This window comes from Desulfogranum marinum (assembly GCF_963675105.2).
GTDB lineage: Bacteria > Desulfobacterota > Desulfobulbia > Desulfobulbales > Desulfobulbaceae > Desulfogranum > Desulfogranum marinum.
Window position 1 is genome coordinate 118,745 of the sequence record NZ_CAXXRO010000002.1, and the last position, 22,708, is coordinate 141,452.

The 22,708-nt window shown below is 45.7% G+C and carries 22 protein-coding genes; 17 read left to right on the forward strand and 5 right to left on the reverse strand.

Features of this window, described 5'->3' with window-relative positions:
• Positions 1-24 precede the first annotated feature (24 nt).
• From aroB to ACHZCY_RS01310, 3 genes are all read left to right on the forward strand, one after another.
• Positions 25-1,110 carry a 3-dehydroquinate synthase gene (aroB, locus tag ACHZCY_RS01300; RefSeq protein WP_319547571.1) on the forward strand — a complete coding sequence of 362 codons (1,086 nt, stop codon included), beginning with the start codon at positions 25-27 and terminating at the stop codon, positions 1,108-1,110.
• Positions 1,111-1,167: 57 nt separating this feature from the next.
• Positions 1,168-1,662, forward strand: a complete 495-nt coding sequence (locus tag ACHZCY_RS01305; RefSeq protein WP_319547572.1) for an FmdB family zinc ribbon protein — start codon at positions 1,168-1,170, stop codon at positions 1,660-1,662.
• Between the two features lie 701 nt (positions 1,663-2,363).
• Positions 2,364-3,587, forward strand: a complete 1,224-nt coding sequence (locus ACHZCY_RS01310) for a bifunctional nucleoside/nucleotide kinase/histidine phosphatase family protein (protein WP_319547573.1) — start codon at positions 2,364-2,366, stop codon at positions 3,585-3,587.
• Between the two features lie 65 nt (positions 3,588-3,652).
• On the opposite strand, the gene ACHZCY_RS01315 is transcribed toward ACHZCY_RS01310, so the two are convergent.
• Positions 3,653-4,003, reverse strand: a complete 351-nt coding sequence (locus ACHZCY_RS01315) for a hypothetical protein (RefSeq protein ID WP_319547574.1) — start codon at positions 4,001-4,003, stop codon at positions 3,653-3,655.
• Between the two features lie 276 nt (positions 4,004-4,279).
• Here ACHZCY_RS01315 and ACHZCY_RS01320 point away from each other — a divergent pair, with 276 nt between their 5' ends.
• From ACHZCY_RS01320 to ACHZCY_RS01340, 5 genes are all read left to right on the forward strand, one after another.
• On the forward strand, positions 4,280-5,410 hold the full coding sequence (locus ACHZCY_RS01320; RefSeq protein ID WP_319547575.1) for an SPFH domain-containing protein: 1,131 nt from the start codon (positions 4,280-4,282) through the stop codon (positions 5,408-5,410).
• A 72-nt stretch (positions 5,411-5,482) separates the two neighbouring features.
• Positions 5,483-6,727, forward strand: a complete 1,245-nt coding sequence (locus ACHZCY_RS01325) for a TFIIB-type zinc ribbon-containing protein (protein ID WP_319547576.1) — start codon at positions 5,483-5,485, stop codon at positions 6,725-6,727.
• A 61-nt stretch (positions 6,728-6,788) separates the two neighbouring features.
• Complete coding sequence (locus ACHZCY_RS01330) at positions 6,789-7,307, forward strand: nucleoside deaminase (protein WP_319547577.1); 519 nt, start codon at positions 6,789-6,791, stop codon at positions 7,305-7,307.
• 5 nt (positions 7,308-7,312) lie between these two features.
• Positions 7,313-8,338 (forward strand): radical SAM protein, encoded by a 1,026-nt coding sequence (locus ACHZCY_RS01335; RefSeq protein ID WP_319547578.1) that lies wholly within the window; start codon positions 7,313-7,315, stop codon positions 8,336-8,338.
• A 6-nt stretch (positions 8,339-8,344) separates the two neighbouring features.
• Positions 8,345-9,559, forward strand: a complete 1,215-nt coding sequence (locus tag ACHZCY_RS01340; protein WP_319547579.1) for a tetratricopeptide repeat protein — start codon at positions 8,345-8,347, stop codon at positions 9,557-9,559.
• A 159-nt stretch (positions 9,560-9,718) separates the two neighbouring features.
• Here ACHZCY_RS01340 and ACHZCY_RS01345 read toward each other — a convergent pair whose 3' ends face one another.
• The 4 genes from ACHZCY_RS01345 to ACHZCY_RS01360 all read right to left on the reverse strand — a co-directional run bounded on the left by ACHZCY_RS01345 (position 9,719) and on the right by ACHZCY_RS01360 (position 13,834).
• Positions 9,719-11,767 (reverse strand): methyl-accepting chemotaxis protein, encoded by a 2,049-nt coding sequence (locus tag ACHZCY_RS01345; RefSeq protein WP_319547580.1) that lies wholly within the window; start codon positions 11,765-11,767, stop codon positions 9,719-9,721.
• Between the two features lie 266 nt (positions 11,768-12,033).
• A complete protein-coding gene (gene tatC, locus ACHZCY_RS01350; RefSeq protein ID WP_319547581.1) occupies positions 12,034-12,771 on the reverse strand; it encodes a twin-arginine translocase subunit TatC in 738 nt (245 codons plus the stop codon).
• On the reverse strand, positions 12,768-13,226 hold the full coding sequence (locus ACHZCY_RS01355) for a twin-arginine translocase TatA/TatE family subunit (RefSeq protein WP_319547582.1): 459 nt from the start codon (positions 13,224-13,226) through the stop codon (positions 12,768-12,770). Before ACHZCY_RS01355 ends, tatC begins: the two co-directional genes overlap by 4 nt.
• Positions 13,227-13,501: 275 nt before the next feature.
• A complete protein-coding gene (locus ACHZCY_RS01360) occupies positions 13,502-13,834 on the reverse strand; it encodes a nitrous oxide-stimulated promoter family protein (protein ID WP_205223295.1) in 333 nt (110 codons plus the stop codon).
• A 355-nt stretch (positions 13,835-14,189) separates the two neighbouring features.
• Between ACHZCY_RS01360 and ACHZCY_RS01365 the strand changes: the two genes are divergently transcribed.
• The 9 genes from ACHZCY_RS01365 (at position 14,190) to glyS (ending at position 22,690) form a co-directional block, all read left to right on the forward strand.
• Positions 14,190-15,494: an adenylosuccinate synthase gene (locus tag ACHZCY_RS01365; protein WP_205223294.1), complete on the forward strand. Its 1,305-nt coding sequence runs from the start codon at positions 14,190-14,192 to the stop codon at positions 15,492-15,494.
• 172 nt (positions 15,495-15,666) lie between these two features.
• Positions 15,667-15,930, forward strand: a complete 264-nt coding sequence (rpoZ, locus tag ACHZCY_RS01370) for a DNA-directed RNA polymerase subunit omega (protein WP_205223293.1) — start codon at positions 15,667-15,669, stop codon at positions 15,928-15,930.
• Positions 15,931-15,942: 12 nt separating this feature from the next.
• On the forward strand, positions 15,943-17,094 hold the full coding sequence (dnaJ, locus tag ACHZCY_RS01375) for a molecular chaperone DnaJ (RefSeq protein ID WP_319547583.1): 1,152 nt from the start codon (positions 15,943-15,945) through the stop codon (positions 17,092-17,094).
• A complete protein-coding gene (gene moaC, locus ACHZCY_RS01380) occupies positions 17,087-17,581 on the forward strand; it encodes a cyclic pyranopterin monophosphate synthase MoaC (RefSeq protein ID WP_319547584.1) in 495 nt (164 codons plus the stop codon). The genes dnaJ and moaC overlap by 8 nt, the downstream gene beginning before the upstream one ends.
• 47 nt (positions 17,582-17,628) lie before the next feature.
• The gene (gene dksA / locus ACHZCY_RS01385; protein ID WP_205223290.1) at positions 17,629-17,991 is read left to right on the forward strand and encodes an RNA polymerase-binding protein DksA; all 363 of its coding nucleotides are present in this window, start codon (positions 17,629-17,631) and stop codon (positions 17,989-17,991) included.
• Positions 17,992-17,998: 7 nt separating this feature from the next.
• Positions 17,999-18,997: a galactose-1-phosphate uridylyltransferase gene (gene galT / locus ACHZCY_RS01390; protein WP_319547585.1), complete on the forward strand. Its 999-nt coding sequence runs from the start codon at positions 17,999-18,001 to the stop codon at positions 18,995-18,997.
• Positions 18,998-19,005: 8 nt separating this feature from the next.
• Complete coding sequence (locus ACHZCY_RS01395; protein WP_205223288.1) at positions 19,006-19,362, forward strand: response regulator; 357 nt, start codon at positions 19,006-19,008, stop codon at positions 19,360-19,362.
• Positions 19,363-19,453: 91 nt separating this feature from the next.
• The gene (locus ACHZCY_RS01400) at positions 19,454-20,182 is read left to right on the forward strand and encodes a GTP cyclohydrolase, FolE2/MptA family (RefSeq protein ID WP_319547586.1); all 729 of its coding nucleotides are present in this window, start codon (positions 19,454-19,456) and stop codon (positions 20,180-20,182) included.
• A gap of 432 nt (positions 20,183-20,614) precedes the next feature.
• Positions 20,615-22,690: a glycine--tRNA ligase subunit beta gene (gene glyS, locus ACHZCY_RS01405; RefSeq protein WP_319547587.1), complete on the forward strand. Its 2,076-nt coding sequence runs from the start codon at positions 20,615-20,617 to the stop codon at positions 22,688-22,690.
• Positions 22,691-22,708: the final 18 nt, after the last annotated feature.

A 22,708-nucleotide genomic window follows, 5' to 3' on the forward strand; every position in this document is an offset into this window, starting at 1 on the left:
AGATTACCAAAGGTTAAGGGCATCATGAAGGAACAAACTCTCATAGTCGGTCTGGATGAGCGTAGCTATCCTATTCACATAGGTAGTGGCGTGCTCAATCAAATTGGTCCTACTCTAGCTGCTGATCCGGTAGGAAAGCGATACGGGATCATCAGTGACGATAATGTTGCAGAACTATACGGTCAGCAAATAATCGCTTCGTTAACCGACGCAGGCCTTGCTTGCGAGTTGATCGTCTTCCCAGCCGGTGAAGAACAGAAACACACACTGACAGTCACCGACCTAGCCAGTGAGCTTGCCGGGCGAGGATTTGATCGCGGTGATGCTCTTGTTGCCCTTGGTGGTGGTGTTGTTGGTGATATCACCGGTTTTCTTGCCTCTATCTACATGCGGGGTATTCCTTTTGTGCAAGTTCCAACCTCTTTACTTGCTCAAGTTGATAGTTCTGTCGGCGGCAAGACAGGCGTTGATATCCCTGAGGGGAAAAATCTGATAGGTACCTTTTATCAACCCAAGGCCGTGTATATTGATATAGACGTATTGAAAACATTACCTCCCGAAGAATTTCGTGGAGGTTTGGCCGAAGTGATTAAGTACGGTGTCATTATTGATAAGGATTTCTTTGCCTTTTTAGAAGAAAACCAAAAGGCAATAAGGGCCATGGAACCTGAAACGCTTGTTTCCATGATTTATACTTGCTGCCAAATCAAGGCCAACGTTGTTGAGCAGGATGAACGAGAAGGCGGATTAAGGAGAATTTTAAATTTCGGGCATACCATCGGGCACGCGGTTGAAGCCGCTTCCGGATTTAAAATTATCCATGGCCTGGCAGTGTCCATCGGTATGCATGCGGTAACGCAACTGGCAATCCAGGGTGGATACACCACGGATCCGGTGTTGCAAACCCTGGATAACTTACTAGGTGCCTACAACCTACCTTTGGAAATTCCTGCTGAGCTCGATCGAAAAAAGATAAGAGCCTATTTACAGACAGATAAAAAAACTGTTGGTGGCCATATTTTTTTCGTCCTACCGGAAGAGATAGGCAAGGTCATTATTACTGATCAGGTGAGACCCGAGGATATTGACCTTGTGCTTGGTAATAGTTAAAATTGACTTTTTATAAGCTAACTCCTCTTTCAATCTCATAATTACATTAAAATCATTATGCCCATTTACGAATTTTACTGCGACCAGTGCAACACAGTCTTTAATTTTTTTTCACAAAGGGTCAATACCGAAAAACGCCCAGATTGTCCCAAGTGCGGTAAAGTAGAGCTAGAGAAAATGATGTCGACCTTTGCCACTATCGGCAAAGCAAAAGAGGATGACGGGAGTGATCCTTTGGCCGGCATGGATGAGTCAAAAATGGAACAGGCCTTTGAAGGACTTATGCGTGATGCCGAAGGAATGAACGAAGACGATCCGCGGCAGATGGCAAATTTAATGCGCCGTTTTTCAGAGAAAACCGGGCTTTCTCTTGGCGAACAGATGGAAGAAGCCATCGCTCGTATGGAAGCAGGCGAGGACCCTGAACAAATAGAGCAGGAAATGGGCGACTTAATGGATTCGGATGATGCATTCAGCCTTGAAGCAATGAAAAAGAAAGTGAAAAAAGGACCAAAACCACCAGTGTATGACGATAAATTGTATGAACTCTAAGGATTATCTAAAGGTAACTCACCGGGCTGAGAATTCTTTGATTTATCCCTCCGTTACGCTCATGGAACTGTAATGCCTAAATCTTGCCACCTATCGGGATTGCCGATTTTACCGAATCTATTTTGTTTGCGTACACTTGAAGTACTACAGTACGTCTGCGTGTACGCAGCCTCGCACCTTCGGCAAACTTGGCAATTGTAGGATTTAGGTAATATGTTATTTCACTACCAGTGTTCCTGACATCGGCATTCTTCTTCCCGGTTCATCCCCAGTGATCGTAATCTCTTGCGTTGCATCTCCAAGGTTTAGTTCTCTCGTAAACAACTCGTTAGAACAGCCAGTTATACTTTATTGTTTGCTTGTTTGCTGGTTATGCGTACAATAGATATTGAATCAACAGCTTGGATTTTTCATTACCACTGTTGAAAGTGGGAATTGCATAGGAATTTCTGATTACCCATGAAACTCAGCCATTTTTTGTGGGACTCGGGAGACAGATCGGAGTCTTCGCTATCTAATTTTCATAAAAAACCATGAAAAAAATCAGTCCCCTGTCTGTTTCGGTAGATAATTGGCTGAGTTTTGTACGTAATCAGAAAGGAATTTACCCAGCGTAAAGCACATGTATGTAATTGAACAAATTGATACTGCAGGCATGAGCAACCCGGGATAAAGGCGCTTACGGAGAGAGGCAGGAAACAATGAATAGAAAGCTCGTAATAGTGATGATGGGGCTGCCCGCCCGCGGTAAATCGACCATGGCGCGAAAGTTAAGCCGTACGTTGGAACTTGATGGAGTAAAAAGCACGATTTTTAATAATGGTGACCTTCGCCGGCGGATGAGTGAAGAGAATACTTCTTCATCAATATTTTTTTCGCCGGGGAATCCTGAAGGTGTTGCTTTTCGAGAGAAAATATCTTCGGTAAATATTGAGAATGCCCATAAATTTCTTCGCGAAGGGGGCTGTGTTGCCATTTTAGATGCCAGTAACGTGACTCGTAAACGGCGCCGGAAAATTCAAGATACGTTTTCTGAAACACCTTTACTGTTCATTGAATGTATGAATGCGGATGATGAAGCTTTGGAAGCCAATCTTGAACGTAAGGCAGGTCTCAGTGAATTCAGCGATCGCACCAAAGAAGAGGCGATAGCAAGTTTTTTAAAAAGGATCAAATACTACGAATCCATCTATGAGCCTTTGGATGTGGAACCCAACCGCATTCTGGTGGATTCGTTTGAAAGTTGTATTTTGCAGGAACAAGCCAGCTATGAGGTGCCTTATTATGACCGTATTCGTGATATTTTAACCACCAGGGTGGTGCGGAATCTTTTCCTGGTTCGTCATGGAGAGACTTTTTTTAATGTGGAAGACCGCATCGGCGGCAACAGTGAGCTCACTGACAAAGGGTTTGAGCAGGCCAAATCTTTGGCCGAGCATTTTGCCACCCAGCGCATTCCTATCATATTCACTTCCAATTATAAGCGAACCCTGCAAACAGCAGAAACTATAAGGGAACGTCAGGATTTTTGCTCAATTATTGCTTTACCTGAATTTAATGAAATTCATGGCGGTGTTTGCGAAGGGATGACCTATAAGCAGATCAGCGAGCAAATGCCGCATGTCGCCAGGGCAAGAAGATTGAATAAATATAATTATATTTATCCTGAAGGCGAGGGGTATAAGACCATGGAAGAGCGGGTGCATCGTGGTCTGAAAAAAGTATTTTATCTCAACAATTACGATGAAAATATTATGATTGTCGGCCATAAGGCCGTGAACAGGATGATTCTGTCCAAATTTCTTTCTCGCCAGGAAAAAGAAATACCCTACATTTATATGCCGCAAAACCGTTATTATCACATTCAGATCAACCCGCATAAGCGGATTTTTGAGCTCATACCCTACCATACCGCATCTGTTTGAAAGCAGAGAACTGTTTGGGCGGGTAAATTTTCAAGCTGTGGATGAGGCCCTCTGTTTGTATAGGGTTACTGGAGTGAGGTTGTGTCGCTGTTGTCAACCCGGTGGCTGATACCGTGTTTTTTCTCTTTTTCGCTGATGATTGCCTCGGCTTCCTCTTCACTTATATCCAGTGAGTCGGCTAATTGTGACAATGAATAGCAGGGGGTTCCGTCTTTGCCATAGCCGAGAGGTTCTAACTCTGGAAAACTTTCCATGGTGGCATGGCCGGATGCGTGTTTGAGCAGTTCCTGTATTTCCGGAGGGCCATAAACAAGGAGCCATTCCACCGCTTCAGCCCATACCTTACTGTCCACTGTCGGATGGTTGAGGATTTCCATTGCCGTTTCTGTATCCCATTCCTGCCTGAACTGTGTCATAACGTTATTCCTTAAAAATATTTTGGTACCTTGCAGGTCCTATACTATACTGAAAAGAGTTATCCTCACAACCACTAGTTTGTCTCCACATATGAAAGATGTGAGTTGATCAACAACAAAAAAAGCACCAAAAAATATCATCGCCTTCAATGGTGTATCAAGGTTTTTTTTTACTTACCTTTGCAGAAATTTTGTAAGCATGATGTTGAGATTGATTGAAAAAATCGTTTATAGTCGGAGGCAAGTTCAATATGCCCTTTACGAGGGAAAGGACCTATGGAAGCAAATAATCTTATTTTTTTAGAATCACTGGAATGGTTTGATGAGTCCGGCGAGGCACTGTTGCACCGTTTACCTGAGCACGGCTCAGGGGAGATTAAGTTTGGCGCCCAGCTAACAGTGCGTGAAAATCAGGCAGCGGTGATGTTTTATAAGGGGCGTGCCTGCGATGCCTTTCCTCCGGGACGACATACCTTAAAGACCGCAAATATTCCCATTCTAACCAAGATCCTTTCTCTTCCCTGGGGGATGACCAGTCCCTTGAGGGCAGAAGTATACTTTGTCAACCTCAAGGTTTTTACCAATCTCAAGTGGGGGACCAAAGATCCGGTGGCGTTTCGTGATTCAGAGCTTGGTCTGGTCAGGTTGCGAGCTCACGGCGTGTTTAATATTCGGGTGGTGCAGCCGATACTGTTTATTAATACACTTGCCGGTACCATGGGAAAATATACAACCCGGCAGATTGAAGATTATTTACGCAGGGTGATTGTTTCCAGATTCAATGATTATCTCGGCGAGACGCTCGACTCCCTTCTTGACCTGCCAGGCAGTTTTGATGAGCTTGCTATAGGCCTTCAGCAGCGGCTGGTAAAGGATTTTCAACGATTTGGCTTGGCACTGGATAATTTATATATCACCTCGATTACGCCCCCACCAGAGGTGCAGGAGGCCATTGATGATAGTGGACGTATGAATGTTATTCAGGATATGGATAAATTCGTACGGATGAAGGCGGGCATGGCCATGGAAAAGGCCGCGCTCGGCACGGGGGAAGCCGCAGCAGGCATGGGATTAGGCATGGGGATGATGATGCCGGCTTTGTTTGGGAGTATGCAACAGACAGGGCAAGGGCAGGGAGACGCAGCAAAAGGTGGAGCTACAACTGTTTGTGAAGAGTGCGGCAATGCCGTGCAAGGCGACGCCAGATTTTGCCCTTATTGCGGCCACCAGCAACTTATTATTGCTCAGTGTACCCACTGTGGAAAGAATGTAACACCTGGTGCTCGGTTTTGCTCCCGCTGCGGCCATTCAACCGAGGACAAGCCAAAAGCTGTTCAGTGCGGAGAATGCGGCAATGAAAATTTACCCGGTGCGCACTTCTGTAATCAATGCGGGATGAAACTGTGATGGATGGAGCAATTGCAGGTTCTAGATATGATACAGCAAAGAGTTATAGCACCCTGTGAGTAATTACAAAAAATGAACATCAAGGTTGCTCAGGAATGCCCGCAATGCGGTGCCGCGGCAACGCTGAATGAATCTGATCGACTGCTGACCTGCTCCTATTGTGGCGTTAAAAATTTTTTGCAGCCGGCCGGTATTTTTCGTTACCTGCTCCCGCCGACGATAAAGGAAGAAGAAACTGCTTACCTGCTGGTCCCCTACATTCGCTTTAAGGGGACAATTTTTCTTGTAACGGATAAAGGACTCTCGCACAAAGTAGTTGATACCACTCAGCTGGCCGTGAATGTTCCAGGCTTGCCGCCATCCCTTGGCGTCAGGGCACAGGCAATGCAGTTGCAGCATCTTAATCCTGCCACCAACGCTCGATTTTTAGTTCGAACCCTTGAGCCCAACACCATTCTCCATAAAGCGGCACAGATATCTCACCTTACTGCCAAGGCAGGGAAAAATCTTTTTCATCGCGCCTATATTGGTGAAACACTGAGTGTGATTTATCTTCCATTGATACACACTGATCAAGGTTTGCTGGATGCCGTTAATCAATACCCCCTGACTGCGGAAACAGGCACCCGCCTCAGGAGTAAAGCGCTCAAGTCATCCTCCTACCATCCCCAGTGGCAGCCCAGCTTTTTGCCTTCTTTGTGCCCCCATTGCGGGGCAGAGGTGCAAGGAGCATCCGACTCCCTGATAGTGCATTGTTTTGTTTGTGATCGCTGTTGGAGAATGGATCAAAAAGATATGCAAGAAGTTGTTTTTCAGGTTGTGGATGGTGACCAGCATACGGCATTGTATATCCCTTTCTGGAAGCTGCAAGCATCGGTCACAGAGCTTAATATTTCAAGTTTTGCTGATTTTATAGCTCGTACCAATCAGCCGATTTTGCCCCAGGCTGATTGGGAAAAGAAACCCATGCAGTTTCTAGTGCCTGCCTTTAAGGTGAGACCAAAAGTATTTATCCAGGCAGGGCGCCAGTCTACATTGGGGCAGTGGAAGCTGCCACAAGGTAAAGGAAAAAAAAGAGATCCTTTTTTTCCTGTGACGTTGTCGTCAACAGAAGCAAAGCAAGCGATGAAAATTATACTTGCAGCATCAACAACCAGCCCCAAAGCTATTTTCCCGCATCTACCAAAAGTAAAGGCTGTTGTGATGGGAATGGGCCTTGTCTATTTACCTTTTACCGACCAGGGTCATGACTGGGTGCAGCCGCACACCGGCGTGACAATAGGTAAAAATATCCTGCGCTTTGGCCGCCGAATGTAATTTTGACAGCATAGTCGTTCCATGGTATAGACCCATTTTTACTCTAGCATTACAAAGACCCATGGTGTTGCAAAATAATCACGAAAAGTTCATGCAGGAAGCGCTTCAAGAAGCGCGCGTAGCCCTTGATGAGGGAGAGTTTCCTGTTGGTTGTGTATTTGTTGATAGGAATAGAATACTGGCCAGGGGCAGGAGGCGAAACAGCAGCGAACAGTTTTGCAATGAAATTGATCATGCTGAAATTGTCACCCTGCGGGCATTCCTGGCCGAGCATCCTGATTATGATTTTTCTTCAGTGGTTGTGTACTCCACCATGGAACCCTGCCTGATGTGTTATTCCACTATGCTTCTTTCCGGTATTCGTTCTTTTGTATGGGCCTATGAAGATATCATGGGTGGCGGCACCAATCTTCCCTTGCAGAGTTTGAATGCGTTGTATGCACAGATGCAAATTACCCTGGTGGAAAAGGTGCAGCGAACAGCAAGTTTGAAGCTTTTTCAACAGTTTTTTAGCAACTACTCTTATTGGCAGGATAGCCTGCTGTCACGATATACTCTTGAGCAAGTCATTGAGGAATGATGTCCATGGATACGCAACCTCTTGCACGTACCGTCGGGTTTAAGACCGGTGAACGAAATGTTTTTTTTCACCTCTTAACCGCTTGCAACCTTTCCTGCCGCCACTGTTATATTAACCCCGATCAACATGGGGTGCAAACTCTCGAGCTTGAGACAGTCCTCCAGTGGCTGCGGCTTTTTAGCGACGAACAAAAACAATCAAACCTTATTTTACTTGGTGGCGAGCCGACCATGCATCCGGATTTGCCGCAAATTATCAAGGCCGCCAAGGCAATGGGATTTGCTGTTACCGTTGATACCAATGGCTTTTTGTTCCACGATTTGCTGGACAAGGTGACGCCCAGCGAGCTTGATTATTTGAGTTTCTCCCTGGACGGTCCGGAACCGGCTGTGAATGACCCTATTCGTGGGGCAGGGGTTTTTGCTACCTGTACAGCGAATATCAAGAAGGCGGTAAACCGTAAATTTGCCACCAGTCTCATCTATACGGTCTCCAGTCTTAATATTGATCACCTTTATCGGATGCCTGGACTTGTAGAGGAGCTTGGTATTGATCGATTTTTCATTCAAGTTATCGGCCTGCGTGGAAAATCCGCTACTCCGAGCAGTGGTGATGAGGGGAGCTGGCAGGTCGATCCTCAACGTTGGCTGGATATTGTTCCCGGGGTTGCGGCCGATGCTGCAGCCAAGGGCATCCATGTCGTGTATCCCAAGGTATATCTTGAACCGGAAGAAACCTTTGAGTGTGCAGGTATGGTTGCGGAAAACTATTTTGTGTTTCCCAACGGAAGGGTGTATCAGTGTCCACTGTGTGAAGATCACCCCATCCACAGTTATGAGATAAAAGCAGGTAAGCTTTGTCATCGTTCAGGCCTGAATGAAGATCGTTTTTTTCCTCTTTCCATCCCGGAAGGATGTGTGATGAACAAACTCCTGCAACCGGAAAACATCAGCTATCAAGATGATGGTAAACCAGAACACCGGATCTCCTGCTGTTTACTGAAGCAGGAAATGAGGCCAACAAAGAAATAGTGATCCATGGTAGTAGATAAACGACTAGAACAACTTCAACAGTTATATACCAAGGCTCTGGACCTCCACAGCCTTGGAGAATTTTCCCAGGCAATAGCACTCTACGAGGAGGTTACCGGAGAGATACCCGATGCCGACACGGTGCAGTACAACCTTGGCCTTGCCCTCTACCATGAAGAGGAATATGAAAAGGCTAAAGAGTGTTTTCAGCAGGCTGCTGCCGTCAACAAATCCGAGACTGACTATTGGTTTAACCTGGCGCTTACCTGCAACAAACTGCATTTGTTTGCAGAGGCTGTTGCCGCTTACAAACAGGCGTTAGCGCTTAGACCCGATGATGTGGAAATTTTGTACAGTCTTGGTTGCTGCTGTAAAGAGTGCGGGGCGACAGAAGAAGCGGTACAGGTATATTCCCATGTTCTCGAGCTCGATCCTTCCTATGCACCGGCGCTGAATAATTTGGCATACCTGCTTCACTTGCACGACGACCATGAGAACGCGGTGCAAAATTACCAACAGTTGCTTGAAATTGATCCGGATCATGCCGGGGCAAAACATATGATTGCTGCGCTCAAGGGAGAAACGTCTCCTGCTAAGCCCCCGGAAGAATATGTGCGGAGCCTGTTTGATAGCTATTCAGAGACCTTTGAAGAAAGTCTGGTGGGTGATCTTGACTATCGTGCACCGGAAAGGTTGTGGAATCTGTTTAATCACGGGCCACGCAAAAAAAAATATGAACACTGTATAGATCTTGGATGTGGTACCGGCCTTTGCGGAGAACTTTTTCGAGAGTGTTCAGATAAGCTGACCGGGATAGACCTTTCGCCAAAGATGATAGACATTGCGCGCCAAAAGCAAATCTATGACACCTTGGAAGAGGCTGAACTGATCGCGTATTTTCATCAACATCATCAGGACCCGGCTCCGTTTGATTTAGTTCTCGCTGCCGATGTTTTTATCTATCTGGGCGATCTCAAACCTGTTTTTCAGGCTATAACAGCGGGATGTCGGGATGAGGTACATATTTGTTTCTCAATAGAGTCTGGAGAAGGTGAGGACTGGATGCTTCATGCAAATGGCAGGTATTCACATTCCCATGACTATATTTTGGCTGTGGCAAAAGAAAATGACCTCCAGGTTTGCCATTTTGAACAGGTAGCGTTGAGGCAGGAAAAGGGCGGCGAGGTTAAGGGGCTTGTCTATTTTTTGAGGGCGCTATAACAATTTGCTCTACTTACTCGCTCATGATTCAAGGTACTCTTGCTTTGGAGCGTGAGTAATTTGTTACGTGTTGATTGTTGTGAAAAAGAAGAGACCCAAAAAAGGCGCCTGCACGAAGCAGACGCCTTTTTTAAGGGGAAGAAATTTGAACGGCTGTTATCAGACTTTAAACTGAGCGACCATATTCTTAAGCTTGTCAGCGACAGCGGAAAGTTCCCGGGCACTATCCGTAACCTGGCTACTGGCCCTATTCATTTCGTTGGCACTATTATTAACTTCGGCTATATCCGACGCAATTTCTGAAGCTACTGCCGAGCTCTGAGAAACGTTTTCGTTAACTTCACTTATACCGGTTGAAGCCTGGCTAACGTTTTCCGCAATTTCTCTGGTGGTTGCGGTTTGTTCTTCCACTGCAGTGGCGATGGTTGCCACAATCTGGTCCACATCGGCAATGACCGTGCTGATTTCATTAATTTCTTTTACCGTAATACCGGTAGCCTGCTGAATACCCTCTATCTTGGTTTTGATATCCAGAGTAGCTTCCGCGGTCTGCTTGGCAAGGTCTTTAATTTCGTTGGCAACAACCGCAAAACCTTTACCTGCCTCGCCGGCTCTGGCGGCTTCAATAGTGGCATTGAGTGCCAGTAAATTTGTTTGTTCGGAAATTTCGGTGATCGCCTCGGTAACCTTGGTAATTTCATTGGCAGCCTTGCCCAGTTCGTCGACCCGGTCGGAAGCCTTTTCAGACTGATCAACCGCCTGCGAGGTAATCTCTTTGGCTCGACCTGAATTTTGCGCAATTTCAGTGATGGTAGCGTTCATCTCTTCGGCCGCTGAGGCAACCATATTTATATTGACTGAAGCCTGTTCCATGGCTGCTGCCACAGAGTCTTGATTGGCGCTCATTTCTTCGGCAGCTGCCGCCACCTGGTTGGATCGGTTGGCGGTATCCTCTGCGCCGCTGGACATCTGGTTGGCAATGGCTGCAAGTTGTGAGGAGGATTCATCAACGCTGGATACGCCTTTATTGACGTCGGTGATAATGGTTCGTAAATTACCTGCCATGTTGTTCAATGATTTGGCCAGTACACCGATTTCGTCTTTCTGGTCTACGTCCATGGTTTGGGTCATGTCGCCATCAGCCATGGCTTTGGAGAGGTCGACCCCTTTGGCCAGCGGTTTGGTAATGATAATAGTAAGGTAGAACCCAAGGGCAAGGGCGAGGGTAATACCGACAACTATGCCGACAAGATTTATGGTTCGTGCTGTTTTGGCTACAGTTTCAGCCTCTTCTGCAACTGCGTGGGAGCCTTCCACCGCTTTGTTGACTATGGTATCGATGGCGTCAAAGGTATTTTTTTGGTGAGTGGCCGCTTCCACGAGCAGCAGCGTGTTCATGTTACTAAACGCGTCATACGCGGTGGTTATAATTGCTTCCATTTCATGTACAATTGCAAAAACCTCTTCTGATGCAGGGTAGACAACATCCTTCATTGTTTCTTCGGCCTGCAAGATCTGCCCATTGGCCACGTACTGTTTAACCCTGCCGACTGCCTGGTGAAGCCTGGCATGACTGGGTTTGACCTTGGATGCAAGCGCAACCAGTTCCGGGTTCGTTGTATCCATGTTGTTGAGCCATTTGCCGAGCGAACAGGCGTTCTCATCAGTCCCGCCTGTAAAGGCGGTGCCATTGGAGATGAGTTTGTCGGTGTTCGCCAGCAGGGTGAGGTGAGCAATCTCGAACTGTTGCATGTGATTATTCAACTGCACTGGATTGGTTAAATCCCTGGCAACGAGTTCTTTGGAGAATTTGACTGCTTGATTGTTGGCAACTACCCATTTGCCTATATGGTCGCCGAATGCCTTCCATTCGGGTTCAACGGTTTGAAAAAAAGCCAGTTCCATGAATTTGGTCTTGGCAGCACCGTACACTTTTCTTGAATCAAGAAGGCCTTGGTGAACGGCTTTTCTTTGTTCCTTGTCGGCAAAAGGGGTGAGCAAAGTCCGCATGAGGGAGGCAATGTAGTTGGCCTCACTTTTGATAATCAACATGTTTTGTACTGCGGGCAGGGCGTCTTCCGTGAGCATTTCGGCTTGCTCATGAAGTTTATTCTGTTGCTGCATGGCCAGTAAGCCTACAACAAGTACAATCATTGCGGTAAGAATAAAACCGCCTACCAGCTTTACCCCAAGTTTAAGATTTTTCATTTTTCCTCTCTTTTTTAAGCGTTTTGTGTCCAACCTTTAGTAATAATTATTATTTCAAAGTTGAGGCGCAGTTTAAGCTGCTTGTATTATCGGGGCCTAAAATGAGCAAGTCAAGGGTGAAAATGAAGAAAATGATAGAATGCTATTAGAAAAGCATTAGCAGGAGAAGGGGTTCGTGCGGTATGAAATCGAATGTAGAGTTATAATAAATTACCCAAAAGCCGATGGAATTGGGTTGGAGAAAGAGGAGGAAGGTCGTTTAAGTATTATTTGCTGCTTGTTGGTTTGCTCTTACCTTTGAAAACACGCCCGGCAAGGATACCTGCTTCATAAAGCAGAAACAGAGGGAGACAAAGGAGCACGGTAGCTGTGAGTTCTCCAGTGGCCAGTAAAAAAGAAAGCACCATTATTGCTATATAAAACCAGGTGCGTTTGTTGGAGAAATAATGAGGGGCAACGATTCCCGTACGGATCGCCATGACCATAAGAAACGGAATTTCAAAGGCAATGCCAAAGGCCAGTACCATTCGGCCGACAAAGGTCAGGTATAAACCAAACTTGGGCATGGGGGTGAGGTTTGGCCCGGCGTAGCTCATAAAAAAAGAAAGGATCTTTGGTAGGGCAATAAAAAAAGAAAAACAAGCCCCGCCAAGAAATAAGAACGTGGCCCAGAGTACAATCAGGCGGGCTGCTTTTTTTTCACCTGCAAGAAGCCCTGGGGAGATAAACATCCACATCTGAAAGAGTATGTAGGGAAAGCTGAACAGGATGCCTGCCAACAGTGATAGTTTGATATAGCTTATAAATGCCTCGGTAAGTTTGGTGTAAACAAGTTTCTCAAGCTCTGGTGCGGCGGTAAATAATGGCTGCATACAAAATGCAGCAATATAATCCTTGCCGAGATACGCAACAAGGGTACAGAGAAATACTGCACTGATAATGCGGATGAGGCGCTTTCTCAGTTCTTCGTGATGGGGGCGAAAGTGGTCAAATGCGGATATCATTTGGCAGTTTTGCTCTCCGCGTTGTCAGTATCATCGGCAGGCGTTGTTTCAGGCGAACTATCCGCCACAGGAGAATCGTTGTCCTTGTCCTGTGGTGTACTTTCAGCGTCTTCTTCCCAAGGGCGTAGGTTTTCCGGAGAGAGATCGATTGGTTTATCCTTATCTGCCTCTCCTTTGTCAACAGGGGCTTCAATGGCTTTTTGCGACCAGGTCTGGGTTTCGTTATCAAGGACCCGTTCCTTGAGGTCAGCGGCTGTTTGTTTCAATTCACGCTGCACTTCATTGAGTGTGTCGTCCTCTTCAGACAAGTTTTCTTTTAACTGGTTGACGGTTTTTTTCATCTCCATCAACCCTTTCGCAAGTGATTTGGCAAGGTCCGGGAGTTTGTCCGGTCCGACCACTATCAGAGCGACAGCGAAGATGACTATCATTTCAGGAAGACCAATTCCAAACATAAGAGTAGGCTCAACTGGTGAATTTTTTATAACTTCAGGGTAACTGTTCAGCAGTATCGCTCGGAATCTGTGTTTACCTCTGCACATGATCAGGCAGGAAGGTAGAGTGTTATTCCAGCAATCCAGACTGGTTATACCCATCTGGAGTACTGCCGAACCAATACAGATCGAGCTGAAAAAGCAAGGGTATTTGTTGTTCGCTGAGCAGTTACACTTCCGGCTTACGAAAACGGTCCAACCTTACGGGATTTAAAAAGACGTGTCAAGCGGTCTGGTTATTGCCGCTCGGGTGTTTTCTTGAGACCATCGATGAGGTGGTGAAGGGACATGATTGGGTTCGTGAACACCATGCGTGGCCCCGCATAGCGCATGATCTTGCGAATTTTGTTTTGCATATCAGGTTTGTAACAGTGCACAGGACATTTGCCGCAGGTTGATTTTTGTTCCTGGAAAGGGCAATGATGCAGTCGTTGCAGCGCGTAGTGCAAAAGTTCTTCACACTGTTCACAGGGAGGCGATTGTGCTTTATGGTGATCTTTGCAGTAACGATTGATCATCAGGGCCACGCAGTCGGCTTCCCGCTGCATCCTTTTGGAGGTGAATTTCATAATCGTTATTTATCACTTCTATATTTTGTATTGGATAAGGCATGATGTATTACTCTTTTTCCCTGATTTTATACTAGAAACCTCTCTTTTTTCCTTGATATATATCAAATCAAACTGGATAGATCTCTAACCCGCTGGTAATAGGTTTTACGACGCGACATTCCCCGGAAATAGACTGTTGTAATGTCTGCAGGTTGTTGAAATCAGGGAAGAGATGGATTGTTATGTAGAGGGCGGTTAACCCCGATTTGACAGAGGTGTTATTTTTTGCTATATTAATCCGGTTCAAGTGAGGCTGGCACCTAATCGTGGTCGGCCTTTTCTTTTGTTATTTAGTTCAATTCCAGGAGATATCATGACCAGTGTTGTAGTGGTCGGCACCCAATGGGGTGATGAAGGAAAGGGGAAAATCGTTGATCTGCTTACTGAATATGCAGACTATATTGTCCGTTTCCAGGGCGGAAATAATGCCGGTCATACATTGGTGGTCGACGGAGAACAGTATATTTTTCATATTATCCCGTCCGGAATTCTATATCAGGAAAAAACCAGTGTTATAGGTAATGGCGTAATAATCAATCCAGAGGTTTTGCTGCATGAAATTGCAGAACTCAATAACAGAGGATTGCCCATTACTCCGGAGAGGCTTCTGATCAGCAGCAATGCGCATTTGATAATGCCATATCATCAGAGTCTGGATATTGCCAGAGAGGCGTCTCTTTCTAAAGGGCAAAAAATAGGCACAACCGGTCGCGGTATAGGTCCCTGCTATATTGATAAGGTCGGTCGAGTTGGCTTAAAGGTCGGTGATCTGCTTGATCCAGCTTTGTTTAAGGCGAAACTTGAGGCCGTGATTGATGAAAAAAACTTTATCCTTACCCGACAATATGACGCAGAGCCTGTAAATGCGGAACTGGTAATTGAGCAGTTTGCAGTTTTTGCGGACAAACTGGCGCCTTTTGTTGATAATGTTTCCATTGTCCTTGATAAGGCTCGCAAAGCTGGGAAAAATATTCTTTTTGAAGGTGCACAGGGAACCCAGCTTGATATTGATCACGGAACATATCCTTTTGTGACTTCTTCCAATACCATCGCCGGCAACGCTTGCATCGGCTCTGGTTTTGGTCCTGCCCATATTGATGAAGTTATTGGTATTCTTAAAGCCTACACGACCAGAGTCGGAGAGGGCCCTTTCCCAACAGAATTGCCGGAAGGTGACATTGTTGGCGACACTTTACAGACGAAAGGGCATGAGTTCGGTGCAACAACAGGGCGAAGAAGACGTTGCGGTTGGTTTGATGGAGTGGTTGCAAATGATGCCGTTCGCCTCAATGGCCTGACTGGTTTTGCAATTACCAAGCTTGATGTTTTGTCAGGCCTGCAAAAGTTGAAGATAGCAACGCAGTATCAGGTAGAGCAGAAAAAATATGATTTCATGCCTGATAATATGCGAATCGCTCAATCGGTACAACCTGTGTACGAGGAAGTAGAAGGGTGGGCCGAAGAAATTACAGATGTTCGTTCCTATGATGACCTGCCCCGTGCAGCAAAGGAATACCTCAAACGTCTGGAAGAGTTTACCGGAACTGCACCTGCGATTGTTTCAGTCGGTCCTGATCGGGATGAAACATTGCTGTTGAGAAATCCGTTTGAAAAATAAGTGGTGATCTGATCGGGGAGTGTCTCGCTCCCCTTGCCATTTTTTTCAGAATGCTTACAAAATTCATTGCTGGATTCCAGCCTACGTTCCACGCTTATATCTGGAATCCGCAACCTTAAATTCAATATTCCGAATATTTCATTCCGGAAGTTTTTATTATGGAGGCTACAAGATGGCTCGAATCACCGTAGAAGACTGTCTTGAAAAAGTGGGAGACGATAATCGTTTTTCCCTGATTCATCTCGCTGTGGAGAGAATTCGCCAGCACCGCAATGGAGAACCTTTTCTTGCTGCTGGGAAAAATAAGGAAGTGGTAATGACGTTGCGTGAGATCGCTGCGGGAAAGGTAACCTTTGACAATATTCACGATCTTCCACGACAGCGCAGATCCAAAATTACTGAATCCGAAGTCGAAACCAGCGACAATAACGAATAGAAACATTTAGTTATGAGTGAGAGCTATTACGAACTTCTCGGTGTATCAAGAGACGCATCTGCTGAGAACATAAAAAAGGCATATCGTAAATTGGCAATGAAGTATCATCCGGATCGCAATCCGGATGATAAAGAGGCCGAGGCAAAGTTTAAAGAAGCTGCCGAGGCGTATGAAGTGCTCAGCGATCTTCAAAAACGCCAAATTTACGACACTTACGGGAAAGAAGGTCTGCGGAGTAGCGGGTACAGTGGCCCGGGAAACAACGATGATATTTTTTCTCACATTAACGATATGTTTGGTGATATCTTCGGATTTGGAGGGCGTAGCCGTCAACGTGATCCAAATGCACCTGTCCAAGGTGATGATCTTCGCTATGATATCCAGATATCATTTATGGATGCTGTACACGGTGTGAACCGTGAAGTTGAAATAACAAAAAAAGAAACCTGTCTAACCTGTGATGGTACCGGGTCCAGGCCAGGGTTCCGGCCGGAAACCTGCCCCAGTTGTCACGGAAGGGGACAGGTGGTACGGTCTCAGGGCTTTTTTCAGGTAAGCACCACCTGCCCGCAATGTCATGGCGCCGGTCAGGTGATAAAGGAACCTTGTAATGATTGCCACGGGTCAGGATTGGTCAACAAGAGCAAGACCGTCAATATTCGTATCCCAGCCGGTGTCGATACCGGGTCAAGAATGCGGCTCTCCGGAGAAGGAGAAGGTGGCCGCCGTGGAGGTCAATCAGGCGATCTGTATGTCATTATTCATGTTGAAGAGCATGAATATTTTCAGCGTGATGGTCAGCTTATCTACCTGAGCCTTCCTGTGCCGATGGTACAGGCTGCTTTAGGGTGTGAGGTGGACGTGCCTACGATCCATGGTACTACAAAATTAAAGATTCCTGCCGGGACCCAATCAGGTGATCGTTTTACTCTGCGCAAGGAAGGTGTGCCTAGCCTCCGTGGTGGAGGTAAAGGGGACATGATCGTCGAAGCCCAGGTGAAGACACCCGTCAAATTGACAAAACAGCAGAAAGAGTTACTTAAAGATTTCGATGAGATGAGTAAAGAGCGGGAAGAGGAAGGTTTTTTCGCCCGTCTTTTCCATACCCATATAAGCAAACAGAAAAAGAAAGCAGATAAAACAGACAAGGTTGCCAATGGTTGATGAAAATCCTCTGTCCCACTTCGATGAGGCCGGCAATGCCCGGATGGTGGATGTGGGGAAAAAAAATGATACGCGACGAGAGGCTACGGCTGAGGGAACCATATCCATGTCTGATCAGGCGTACTCATTAGTGCGCCAAGGCAATGTCAAAAAAGGAGATGTGCTGGGGGTGGCTAGGATTGCCGGGGTAATGGCAGTAAAAAAAGTAGATCAGCTTATTCCCCTTTGTCATCCTCTTGCGATTACCGGTGTTGATATAGAATTTTCTCTTGATGATAAGCAGAAAGCAATCCATATAGTGGCTACTGTGTCGATTACCGGAAAAACAGGGGTTGAAATGGAGGCGCTTACTGCCGTTTCCGTGGCCGCTTTGACAATCTATGATATGTGCAAGGCGGTTGATAAAAGTATGGAGATTTCTGATATTAGGTTGTTGAAAAAAAGTGGTGGTAAAAGCGGGTTATTTGAAAGATCAGTAACAGAATGATATACTACAGAAAATATTATTAAACCAGTTTGCCGGAGTCTGCTGATATGGATGAAAAGGATTTGGCGCAATTAAAAGAGCAACTTGAAGCGATTAAGAACGATATTTCCTCTGATGTTGAACAGACATTAACAGAAATAGCGCATCAAGAAGGTAATATTCCTGATCCCAATGATCGAGCAAGTGTGGAGTCTGACAGAACGTTTGAACTCCGTATTCGTGGAAGAGAACGGAAGCTTATGGACAAAGTTGACGAAGCTCTTAATCGTATCGAAGAAGGCACCTATGGCATCTGTGAAGGTTGCGGCGAGGATATTTCTGTAAAAAGGCTTAAGGCCAGGCCTGTGGCTACCTATTGTATCGATTGTAAAACCAAATTAGAACAACGGGAAAAGGCACAGGGGCGCTAGAAGAGTTATGCCTGAATTAAGAAAAGATCCCATTTTGGGACGATGGATCATTATTGCCCAGGAAAGGGGGAAGCGGCCGACTGATTTTATGGTTGAGGAATACAAGGTTAAGGGAGGATTTTGCCCTCTTTGTCCCGGTCATGAAAAAACAACGCCTGACGAAGTCCTTGTTTATGGGCGCAATGAGGGGCCGGCAAATTCTTCCGGATGGCAAACACGGGTCGTGCCCAACAAATACCCGGCCCTTGTCATCGAAGGCGAATTGGAGAAACAGGGTGAAGGGCTTTATGATCGGATGAATGGTATTGGTGCCCATGAAGTGATCATTGAAAATCCTTCTCATGAAAAAACATTTGCAGCCTTGTCCCCGGAAGAAATGATCTTCACCTTCAGGGCTTTTCGGGACCGTATCCGAGACCTTGCACAAGATGAAAGATTTCGATACGTGATGGTGTTCAAAAACTTTGGTAAAGCGGCTGGAGCTTCCCTTGAACATTCACATTCCCAGCTGGTAGCCCTTCCCATTGTACCACGCAGGGTTTCTTCGGAACTTGAAGGAAGCCTTTCGTATTACAAATACAAGGACAGGTGCATATTCTGTGATATCATTCGACAGGAAAGACAGCAGGATATACGTAGGGTCTGCGAAAATGATTATTTTGTAACCATCACTCCTTATGCGCCTCGCTCGCCTTTTGAGATGTGGATAATACCACGTTATCATCATTCCAATTATGCGGCCCAAGATGAAAACTCTCTTCAGGCGCTTACAGATATTTTTTCAGAAAGTCTGAGGCGGCTGGATGCCTGCATACCAAACGCGCCGTATAATTTTGTTTTGCATACCCAGCCACTTCGTTCTCCACAGCTGGATCACTATCACTGGCACTTTGAAATTGTCCCCAAATTAACCTCCATTGCAGGCTTTGAGTGGGGAACCGGATTTTATATTAATCCAATGCCGCCGGAAGAGACCTGTAAATACCTCAAGGAAGTCGAACTGTAGGTGGGAAAATGGAACCAAAACGTATTTTGCTTGTTGATGACGAACAGGGCATCCAGTTGCTTTATCGGGGAGAGTTCGAAGATGAAGGATATGAGGTGATCTCTGCCTATAATGGGGAAGAGGCGCTGCAAAAATTCAGTGAAGAAAAACCCGATTTAGTGATTCTTGATATTAATATGCCGGGCATGAACGGAATTGAGGTACTTCGGCAGATGAAAGAACTCAATTCACGGTTGCCGGTTATTCTTTGCTCTGCTTATCCTGAGTTTAAACAGGACTTCGGTACCTGGGCTTCAGAGGCGTATATTGTCAAATCCGCCAACATTGATGAGTTGAAGGCCACTGTAAAAAAATATCTTTCCTGATGTTTTTGGAAATATTTCGAATACATGAACTCTGCTTGATTTTATGTTTCCACTTGCCTCAACAGCCTGACCCCCGCTTTGCAGATTCCTAATGAAAGATATTCAGAGCCTGGAGGATACCAGACGAATAGATATACGTAAGGTAGGCGTAAAAAATATTTCTTATCCGGTTACCGTCCTGGATAAGTCGAGAAAAACGCAGGAGACAGTTGCTATTGTCAATATGTACGTGAACCTGCCCCATCAATTTAAAGGGACTCATATGAGTAGATTCATTGAGATCCTTAATCGCTTTCATGGGCGATTCAATCTTGAAACACTCCATCTCATTTTGCAAGAAATGAAAACTCGCCTCCAAGCCGAGGCTTCCCACATTGAAATCGCATTTCCTTATTTTTTTACTTCTACCAACTTAAGAGCCCTGTTTAAGTCACAAAGGTACGATTGCAAAATGATAGGTTCGCTTGAAGAGGAACTTGATTTGGTGGTAGAGGTCGAGGTACCTGTCCCACTGCTCAACGGCAACGAAAATGCGACAATTGCAACTAACGGTTATGCAGGCTTCTGGGGTACAGTCATTGTTTCTGTTAGATTAAGCCATTTTTTGTGGCTTGAGGATTTGATTGAGCTTATTGAAAGCAGTGCTGCACGATCGACTGATCTCAAGAGTAGCGCTGAAACCATTTGTCGCAAACTTGGCACAGCCCTTGCCAACCATTCCGCTTTTTCATGGTATAAGGTAGTGGTAGAAAATGTTACATGCGGATATACCACCTCTGCTTCTGTTGAAGGGCCAATGGCTGTAGACGAAAAAAATTGACCCTTTCCCCTGATTGTAACCTGTCTTGAAAAGTGATATCGTTCAACTACGCTCCTCCGGTCCCTATTCTGGGCCAATGCATGCCGATAATAGTACCACAGGCATATGTACACTTTTGGAGTATAGGCTACCTTCAAGGCTCCAATCATAAGCTTAATATCGAAATTTCCAGGAAAAGACATTTTCAAGATGCCCTCAGAATCTTGCAATTATTGCTGATTTCTTAGGTTCTTGTTTTCTTGCCAAAAGGTAACTGTTATTGCCGGTATTTTCTCATTAGGGTAAGGTTGTATCCCGTCAGACCGATTCAGGTCTTGTTTTCTTGAAAAGCCTTTGAAAAGAGGCTATAGAAATTGTGTCGCAATATTATTTTGAAATGTGTTGCAATACCGTTTTATTTACCATTTTAGCTAATTACATCTACGGACAGCAATGAGCGAGCTACTATTTGAAATTGGGACCGAGGAAATACCTGCTGGATATATTCAGTCGGCACTTGATTTTTTACAAGCAGAAGCAGAAAAGAAGCTGAAGGAACTTGGCCTCAACTCCAGTGGTTTTAAGACTTTTGCCACTCCAAGGAGACTGACCCTCTCGGTTGATTTTATTGAAGAGCGTCAACCTGATAGAACTTTAGAACATATTGGTCCTTCGACCGTTGCCGGCTATGATGGTGACGGTAATCCAACCAAGGCTGCCATCGGTTTTGCCCGCTCCAAAGGCATGGATCCAAGTGATCTTCAGGTGATCAAGACAGCCAAGGGAGAATATTTAATGGCTGTTGAGGATGTACAGGGCAAAGATACCCTTTCTTTACTTCCCGATGTGCTTGAATCTCTTATTCGTGAGTTGGTTTTCCCAAAGTCCATGCGCTGGGCAGATACTGCAACGGCTTTTGTCCGCCCGATTCAGTGGTTGGTTGCTCTTTATGGTGGGCAAAAGGTCGATCTTGTTTTTGAAGGGATCGTTGCCGGTACGACCACCCGTGGGCATCGCTTTATGTCTCCTGATACCTTTGATGTTACTGGTACCGAGCAGTATCTCTCCACTTTGGCCGAAAAATATGTGGTTGCAGATAACAAGATAAGGCGTGAACTCGTGATCAGTGAGGTAAAGCGTGCTGTACAAGAACATTCAGGGATAGCAGACGCACAACCTGTTCTCCATGAAGGTTTAATAGATACGGTTACTAATCTTGTTGAAAAACCTTACGGTGTCTGTGGAAGTTTTGATGAAAAATTTCTTACATTGCCCGATGAAGCGTTAATAACCTCCATGCGAGAACACCAGAAATATTTTCCTGTTGCCGATAAGGACGGAACACTCCTTCCCCGTTTCGTGGCTGTTAATAACACCGATATCAAGGACATCGATCTTGCTGCAAGCGGACATGAAAGAGTATTGCGAGCTCGGCTTGAGGATGGTTTATTCTTTTTTAATGAGGATAAAAAAAGAAAACTCAGCGACAGACTCGACCAGCTAGACGGGATTATTTTTCAGCATCAGCTCGGGACCATGCTTGCGAAGAGCAGGAGAATGGAAAAGATTGCTGCCATGCTGGCGGATAAGATACAACCAGCACTCAAAGATGCAACCATGAGAGCTGCCAGGCTTGCAAAAGCCGATTTGCTCACAGAAATGGTTGGCGAATTCCCATCTTTACAGGGGATTATCGGTAGCGAATATGCCTTGCATGACGGCGAAGATCAAACGGTTGCCCAGGCCATCCATGAGCACTACATGCCCGTCCGTGCGGGGGGGCAACTGCCTGCCTCACTACCCGGTGCTTTTGTAGGGTTAGCTGATCGCCTTGATACTTTGGCCGGCTGCTTTGCCATAGGCGAACGGCCCACCGGTAATAAAGATGCCTTTGGTTTACGCAGGCAGGCGATTGGGTTGCTCAATATTTTAAAAGGGCTCAATATTAATCTGTCATTGTCTGCAGTTATAGAGGCAGCTCTGGCTGCCTATGGAGACCAGATCAAGGTCCAGGAGCACACCGCAGATGAGATTCTAGATTTTATACGCCTTCGTTTCGAAAATGAGCAGGTGGCCTCAGGTGTTTTACAGGAGGTTGTTGATGCTGCAACAGCAACCGGCTTTGATAATCCTCTTGATTGTCTGGGGCGGATTCAGGCATTGGATGCAATTCAGAACCAACAAGACTTTGCCGTCCTTGCCGGTGCATTTAAACGAATCAGGAATATTATCAAAGACAACACTGAGACTCAGGTAGAGCCAAATCTGTTGAGTGATGCGGCAGAAAAGGATCTTTATGCGACTCTGGAAACCGTTCGTTCTAAAGCTTTACCATTGCTGGACGAAAAACAATATGACAAAGCATTGCTGGAGATGCTGGCAATGAAATCACCAGTGGATCGGTTTTTTGATGATGTCATGGTTATGGCGGAAGATGCCCGGATCAGGCAAAATAGATTGAATTTACTCACCGCATTGGGTGAGCTTGTGCTGCAGGTAGGAGACATTTCAAAGATGCATGTAGAGTAACGCATAACTCTTCTATAG